Raw genomic sequence first — 6,303 nt, 5'->3', positions numbered from 1 at the left:
TAATTGATATTACTACCAATTTTTGGAATGAAGTCTAGCACTTTCATCAACGTATTTTTATAATAGCCCCGTACTACGCCTGCTTGTTTGCTTCCATTGTAAACCTCTATCGGCATCGTATCTGCTTTACTATCACATAGTCGTTTGTAAGAAAGCTGCATAATTCGCTCTCCTCTTAAGTACTGATCAAATGTCACAGGATATTCTATCACGCACAGTTCCTTATTTAGCCCATACAAATAGCGTTGAACGCTCTCTACTAATGTGATCGTAGATATACGCTCCTGAAGTTCGAATTCTTGCCAACTGGAAGAATTCCTCCACTGATTGTCCTCTTCATAGAAAAAACCAAGAATTACCTCATCATCGTCAATCGTTTCATAATTCACATGTACGTTCTGCCCGTGTTGAACTTGTTCCATCCACTGTCCTAAATAAATGCCCAGCTCTACGACCTTCATGCATGACTTCTGAAAAAGGACTCTGTCACCCACACAAATTGTTAAATCCCCTTCGATAAAGCCATTTGCATAAGCAACATACCGTGGCTCATCCTTCTGTGGAATATCCTTGTCTAACTCAAATAAAAACGTTAACATCCTTCTCTCACCTCTAGTTGTTACACAGCTCATACCTGACATCGCATCACTCTGAAAAACTATATATATATGTATATTTAATTAACGCATTATGACACGTGAATGCCCTTAGTATAGTAGCGCTATTTTTTCTTCGCGAACTCCCTCAAAACAACATACTTCCACCATCTCCAAGGAAGTAATTTTTTCATCATAATCGCAAACGTTACCCCTTTTCCAATCGGATAACGGAGCTTAGTCTTTTTTGCGATTACAATAGAAACAATTGAAATGCATGTAATGAGTGCACATCTAATTGTTCAATTTGTATATGTTCCGCAAGATGTAGTGCGGTAGCTGGTTTTGGTGCAAACACTCCACAACGTTTGTAAGTAACCTTCTAAACTTGGACATGCTGATACTAGTACTCAAAAAAGGATCCTGATTAGTCAGAATCCTTTCTTCTTTTTTAAGGAAGCATTTTGTGCATTGCATCGATTTTATGACGATTAGAATTGCGATCAACATATTATCTCTTCCCCTTTAACTCTCTCAGTCTGCTTTTTCTCAACGCCTGAGCCTACTTACGTACCAACTGCATAACCAGTAAAAATACTAACAATTATAGCAATAACTAAGATTAATGTGATTTTAATCCACTTTTCCAAACATATATTTCATTTCAGAAGATTTAGTTACCATAGGGCACCGAACCGATGATGCACTTACCCTAACTGACGTTTAAATGCTTTACCGGCGAAGAAGTAAGCGATAACCATAATGCCAATGCACCAAGCAAGTGCAATCCAAATATCGTTGCCAACAGTCCCTTCATATAAGAGGGCACGAATCGCATTCACGATTGAAGTTACAGGCTGGTTCTCAGCGAACGCACGAACAATTTTTGGCATCGTTTCGGTAGGAACAAAGGCCGAACTAATAAAGGGCAGAAAGATTAGCGGGTATGAGTAGGCTGTCGCCCCTTCCATAGACTTCGCTGTCAACCCGGGAATGATAGCCAACCATGTTAGCGCCAGCGTAAACATCCCAAGTATTCCAGCTACCGCAAGCCAATCCAGAATATTAGCGCTGGAACGGAAGCCCATTAAGAGCGCAACAAGGATAACCACCACGATAGTAAGTACATTAGCAACAAGTGAGGTTAATACGTGAGCCCATAATACCGACGAGCGCTTGATAGGCATAGTAATGAAACGTGCCATCAGCCCACTCTTTACATCCGTAAACAACCGCACGGATGTGTAAGCGACACCGGATGCGATAGCCATCAGCAAGATTCCCGGCAATAAATAATTGACGTAGTTATCCGTTCCTGTCTTTATGGCGCCGCCAAATACGTAGACAAACAACAACATCATCATAATCGGTGTAATCGCTACCGTAATAATCGTATCTGGACTCCGCATAATGTTGCGCATTAAGCGCCCTAGTAATACCCCTGTTTTGCTTTTCATTTACATCTCCTCCTTTTTGCCGATGATCGCAAGGAAAATTTCTTCCAATGTCGGCTGCTTCTCGATATACTCCACTTTTGCTGGCGGGAACATCTCTTTAAGTTCAGTAAGAGTACCAGTCGTAATAATTTTTCCGCCATGCAAGATAGCGATACGGTCCGCCAGTTGTTCGGCTTCCTCCAGGTACTGGGTTGTCAGCAAGATGGTTGTGCCACCGCCGGCAAGTTCCTTGACGGTATCCCACACTTCAATCCGCGCTTCGGGGTCAAGCCCTGTCGTCGGTTCATCGAGAAAAATGACTGCTGGCGTTCCGATCAAACTCATCGCGATGTCAAGCCGGCGCTTCATCCCACCTGAATACTGGTCTGCCCTCTGGTTAGCTGCATCGGTCAGGCTAAATCTTGCAAGCAAATTATCAGCGACTTGAGCAGGACTAGAAACTCCACGCAAATTGGCAATCATTATCAAGTTTTCTCTCCCCGTGAGCATGCCGTCTAAAGCTGCAAACTGCCCTGTCAGACTGATACTTTGACGAACATGATCCGATTGACGCTGGACGTCAAAACCGCAAACACCTACTTCGCCGCCATCTTGCTTCATCAGCGTAGAGAGGATATTGACCGTCGTCGTCTTGCCCGCTCCATTTGAGCCCAGCAGCGCGAAAATTTCGCCACGCTGCACTTCAAAATCTACCCCTTTTAACACTTCCTTATCTTTAAAGGATTTTTTTAACCCTTTTACAGAAATCGCTGTGTTGCTCATGCTTTTTTCCTCCTTAAAAAATGTTTTGTAAAGCTAGACTGCCTACACTCCTCTATTTAGTATTACTGATATTCTGTATTACTTAGTACTGATTTAAAAATATAACTGAATAGCGATGGTGGCAATTCACATTTGTAACCAGCTAATCAGTCGGTATTACCTTTTGCATTTATTTTTTTCTCAATTGCTTCATGATACTTTCATTCAAATCTTCACGATACTTGGAGACATAAGTTTTAGCGTTTGCCACTAGTTCGTCAGCAAAGGATGCCACGTCCTCCCCAGTGATTTCCAGCACTTGTCTGCCTTCCGCCGCACCGGCTTCAAACAAATCGATTAATTCATACTGTATGTGTAGCATATCCATCCCGTTGCCCGCTGAGAAATTCCACATGTAGTTTTGGATTTTCTTAAACACAAATTGGTAGTCCTCTGGCAGAGCTCCAACCCGTGCCATCATCATTTTATACTCTTTTTTATCACCAATTAATTTTTTGAACATTTCCAACATATTATTTTTCCTCCTTTTTTATAAAGCAGAACAAGAAACTCCCAAAATATCGGCCGAATATTTTATCTTATGAGGCTAGTTTGACTTCAAGACGTTAATTTTTGATGATACAAAATCCCATTTTCTCCAAAACAATTCAAGCTCCTGGCGGCCAGCTTCATTAAGTGAATAAAACTTGCGAGGCGGCCCCATATCTGACGGTTTCTTTTCAATATTCACAAGTTTTTTCTTCTCTAATCGTACGAGGATGGTATATACAGTTCCTTCCACAACTTCGGTAAACCCAAGATCATTCAGGTGACGGGTAATCTCATAGCCATAGGTTTCACGGCGGCTGATGATTTCCAGTACACATCCTTCTAGCGAACCTTTCAGCATTTCAGTTAAATTTTCCATATTCTGATCCTCCTCTACCCCCTATTCTGTCTGACTTATATTCAGTACCACAGAGTACTAAGGCGAATTTTTACTGAATAGCTTTTGAAAAACTTCACTATTCAGTATTACTTATTACAACTACATTGTATGACTAAGTAGATAGAATGTCAACTCGATTTTTAAATTTTTTCTTAAATCCGCTTTTTCCTATTGTTTACTAAATATATTTTAAGAAACCACGCTATTCAGTATTACTTATTACAACTACATTGTATGACTAAGTAGAAGTGAATGTCAACTGGACTTTTAAATTTTTTTAAAAATCCGCTATTACCTATTGGATACTGCCTATTTTCTTTTTAAAAAATCTCACCACATACCTATCCAGCTAAAAAAAGGAAATACCCCAAAACAAAAATTCCGCATTTTTGTTTTGGGCGTTATAATATTCCGAAGTTAATGAATGTGGCTAGCTCTCCTTATTAAGAAGACGGATCATTTTTTGTTCTTCTACTAATGCACCTGTGCATCTAATACATGAGCTTGCGAATACATACAAATTCTTTATAAAGCCAACTCTACATATAGGACATCCTTTTTGTTACGATAACATCATATTCATGTCTTCTGCTGCAGTTGTAATTAGTTTTAAACCAAATGTTTCTTGTAATACATCAAGCACACCAGGTGAAATAAATTCAGGGGCCTTTGGACCAATGCGAATATCTTGAATACCAAGACTAAATAGCCCAAGTAAAATGGCAACTGCTTTTTGTTCAAACCATGATAGGACAATACTCACTGGCAATTCATTTACTTCACATTGAAAAGCATCTGCTAAAGCGGCCGCTATTTTCACTGTAGAAATTGAGTTATTACATTGCCCTAAGTCAATGTAACGCGGAATCTCCGTACCAGGTACAACACCATAACTTACATCATTAAAGCGGAATTTCCCACAAGAAGTTGTTAAAATAACCGTTTCTGGAGGAAGTGACGTTGCTAATTCACGATAGTATTCCCCGCCTTTTCCTGGTGCATCACAACCTGCGATGACAAAGAAACGCTTTATTTTCCCTTCCTTTACTGCCTCAATAATTTCTGGAGCTAATGATAATACTGTATTATGATGAAATCCTGTTACTAACTGTTCATCCGACTCCATATGTACTTCGGGAAGCTCTAGCGCTTTTTGAATCAATGGTGCAAAATCATCATTTTCAATTTTTTGTACGCCCTCTAAGCCTGCAATATCATATGAAAAGAATCGATCAGAGTATGATCCTTTAATTGGCATAACACAGTTCGTTGTAGCTAATATGGCACCAGTGAATTTTTCAAAAAGGCGTCGTTGATCGTACCATGCCTTACCAATGTTTCCTTTTAAATGTTTATATTTTTTCAGCTTTGGATATCCGTGTGCTGGTAACATTTCAGAATGCGTATAAATATTAATTTCTTTTCCTTCTGTTTGCTTTAATAGTTCCTCTAATGCAAATAAATTATGACCAGTAACTACAATTGCCTTACCTTCTACATGATTTTGTGTAATTTGAACAGGCTCTGGAACACCAAAGTGATTCGTATGTGCCTCATCCAACAACTCCATCACCCGTAAAGCTGATTTCCCAACTTTCATAGCCATATCAATATGTTCTTGTTCATTAAAGTTAGAATTTGTTAATGTCATATATAGTGCTTCTTGAGTTGTAGCATCTACAAATGCATCTGTATACCCTAGCTGAGCAGCATGAGTACGATAAGCAGCAATTCCTTTTAATCCAAACACAATCGTATCTTGTAAACTTGCAATGGTTTCATTCTTACCACAAACACCCATCACTTTACATCCGCCTGTTGGCGTTTGTTCACATTGATAACAAAACATATCATCCCACCCTCTCCCAATCATTCCTTACAAACTAAGCATAATGCCCATTGAGAAAAAGGGATGTGATATCAATCACAATAATATATGAAAATTTGTGACAGTTCATATTGTTGACATAATATTTTTATTGACACTCTAAAATTTATACATAGGCATGTACACTTCTGTTGATGCTTCCAAATCGCTAAATAATTGCTTTAAAGAAAGTCTAACAATATATAAATAAAAATGAATCTTTTACTAGCTCATTTTACAAAACTAAGATTTCTTACTATATTTGGCGATAAAGCGTTTTGAATCTCTTGCGTAAATAATTTTGATTTATAAAACACAAAATTCCACATATAAATACGCTATTCTTTCTTATAATCCAATAGAAAGAATAGCGTATTTCATTAGTTGAGAATGTTTTAAGGTTATTATGGGAACTCCCTTTATTTACAGTAGTTTTACACTACCTTAACATTGTTTACATTAATTTATGATATATTAATATAGAAACTACTTAAGAAATTTCATGTACATTTTTATCTTTATGATCTCTTATTTAATTGATAGAGAGATCATGTTATATCTTTATAACAGGGGTGAATTAGGATGACTGAAACTTTAAAGACACTTATAATGCTTGATGTTACTTACGTTATTATAGCAATTATGACGGTACTGGTATTTGTATACTTGGAATTAAAATCTCAGTAACGTATG

General features: G+C 38.2%; 6 protein-coding genes and 2 pseudogenes. All 8 read right to left on the bottom strand.

Annotated elements, in window-relative coordinates; genetic code table 11:
• The coding region (locus tag V7038_RS18715) for a DUF7878 domain-containing protein (protein WP_438825116.1) at window positions 1-599 on the bottom strand (599 nt) is incomplete at its 3' end.
• 122 nt (window positions 600-721) lie between these two features.
• Window positions 722-865: pseudogene (locus V7038_RS18710) on the bottom strand (short-chain dehydrogenase); the annotation flags it as partial.
• Between the two features lie 191 nt (window positions 866-1,056).
• Window positions 1,057-1,246, bottom strand: a pseudogene (locus V7038_RS18705) (PRK06770 family protein); the annotation flags it as partial.
• Between the two features lie 57 nt (window positions 1,247-1,303).
• The gene (locus tag V7038_RS18700) at window positions 1,304-2,053 is read right to left on the bottom strand and encodes an ABC transporter permease (protein ID WP_070170455.1); all 750 of its coding nucleotides are present in this window, start codon (window positions 2,051-2,053) and stop codon (window positions 1,304-1,306) included.
• On the bottom strand, window positions 2,054-2,815 hold the full coding sequence (locus V7038_RS18695) for an ABC transporter ATP-binding protein (RefSeq protein ID WP_002161044.1): 762 nt from the start codon (window positions 2,813-2,815) through the stop codon (window positions 2,054-2,056).
• A gap of 169 nt (window positions 2,816-2,984) precedes the next feature.
• Complete coding sequence (locus tag V7038_RS18690; RefSeq protein ID WP_002014108.1) at window positions 2,985-3,326, bottom strand: DUF1048 domain-containing protein; 342 nt, start codon at window positions 3,324-3,326, stop codon at window positions 2,985-2,987.
• A 75-nt stretch (window positions 3,327-3,401) separates the two neighbouring features.
• On the bottom strand, window positions 3,402-3,722 hold the full coding sequence (locus tag V7038_RS18685) for a PadR family transcriptional regulator (protein WP_000429484.1): 321 nt from the start codon (window positions 3,720-3,722) through the stop codon (window positions 3,402-3,404).
• Window positions 3,723-4,305: 583 nt separating this feature from the next.
• Entirely contained in the window at window positions 4,306-5,592 is a 1,287-nt protein-coding gene (hcp, locus tag V7038_RS18680; RefSeq protein WP_002110977.1) for a hydroxylamine reductase, read from the bottom strand.
• Between the last annotated feature and the right edge of the window lie 711 nt (window positions 5,593-6,303).

The sequence above is a fragment of the Bacillus sp. JJ783 genome, from assembly GCF_036963225.1.
GTDB classification, from domain to species: Bacteria; Bacillota; Bacilli; order Bacillales; family Bacillaceae_G; genus Bacillus_A; species Bacillus_A cereus_U.
Note: the sequence above shows the minus strand (reverse complement) of the source record. Positions and strands in the feature narration are given on the sequence as shown.

What these genes read in the sequence shown, in the direction of transcription:
- V7038_RS18690 (WP_002014108.1), bottom strand. Translation starts at nt 3,326, where the DNA reads ATGTTGGAAATGTTCAAAAAATTAATTGGTGATAAAAAAGAGTATAAA.
- V7038_RS18685 (WP_000429484.1), bottom strand. Translation starts at nt 3,722, where the DNA reads ATGGAAAATTTAACTGAAATGCTGAAAGGTTCGCTAGAAGGATGTGTA.
- V7038_RS18700 (WP_070170455.1), bottom strand. Translation starts at nt 2,053, where the DNA reads ATGAAAAGCAAAACAGGGGTATTACTAGGGCGCTTAATGCGCAACATT.
- hcp (WP_002110977.1), bottom strand. Translation starts at nt 5,592, where the DNA reads ATGTTTTGTTATCAATGTGAACAAACGCCAACAGGCGGATGTAAAGTG.
- V7038_RS18695 (WP_002161044.1), bottom strand. Translation starts at nt 2,815, where the DNA reads ATGAGCAACACAGCGATTTCTGTAAAAGGGTTAAAAAAATCCTTTAAA.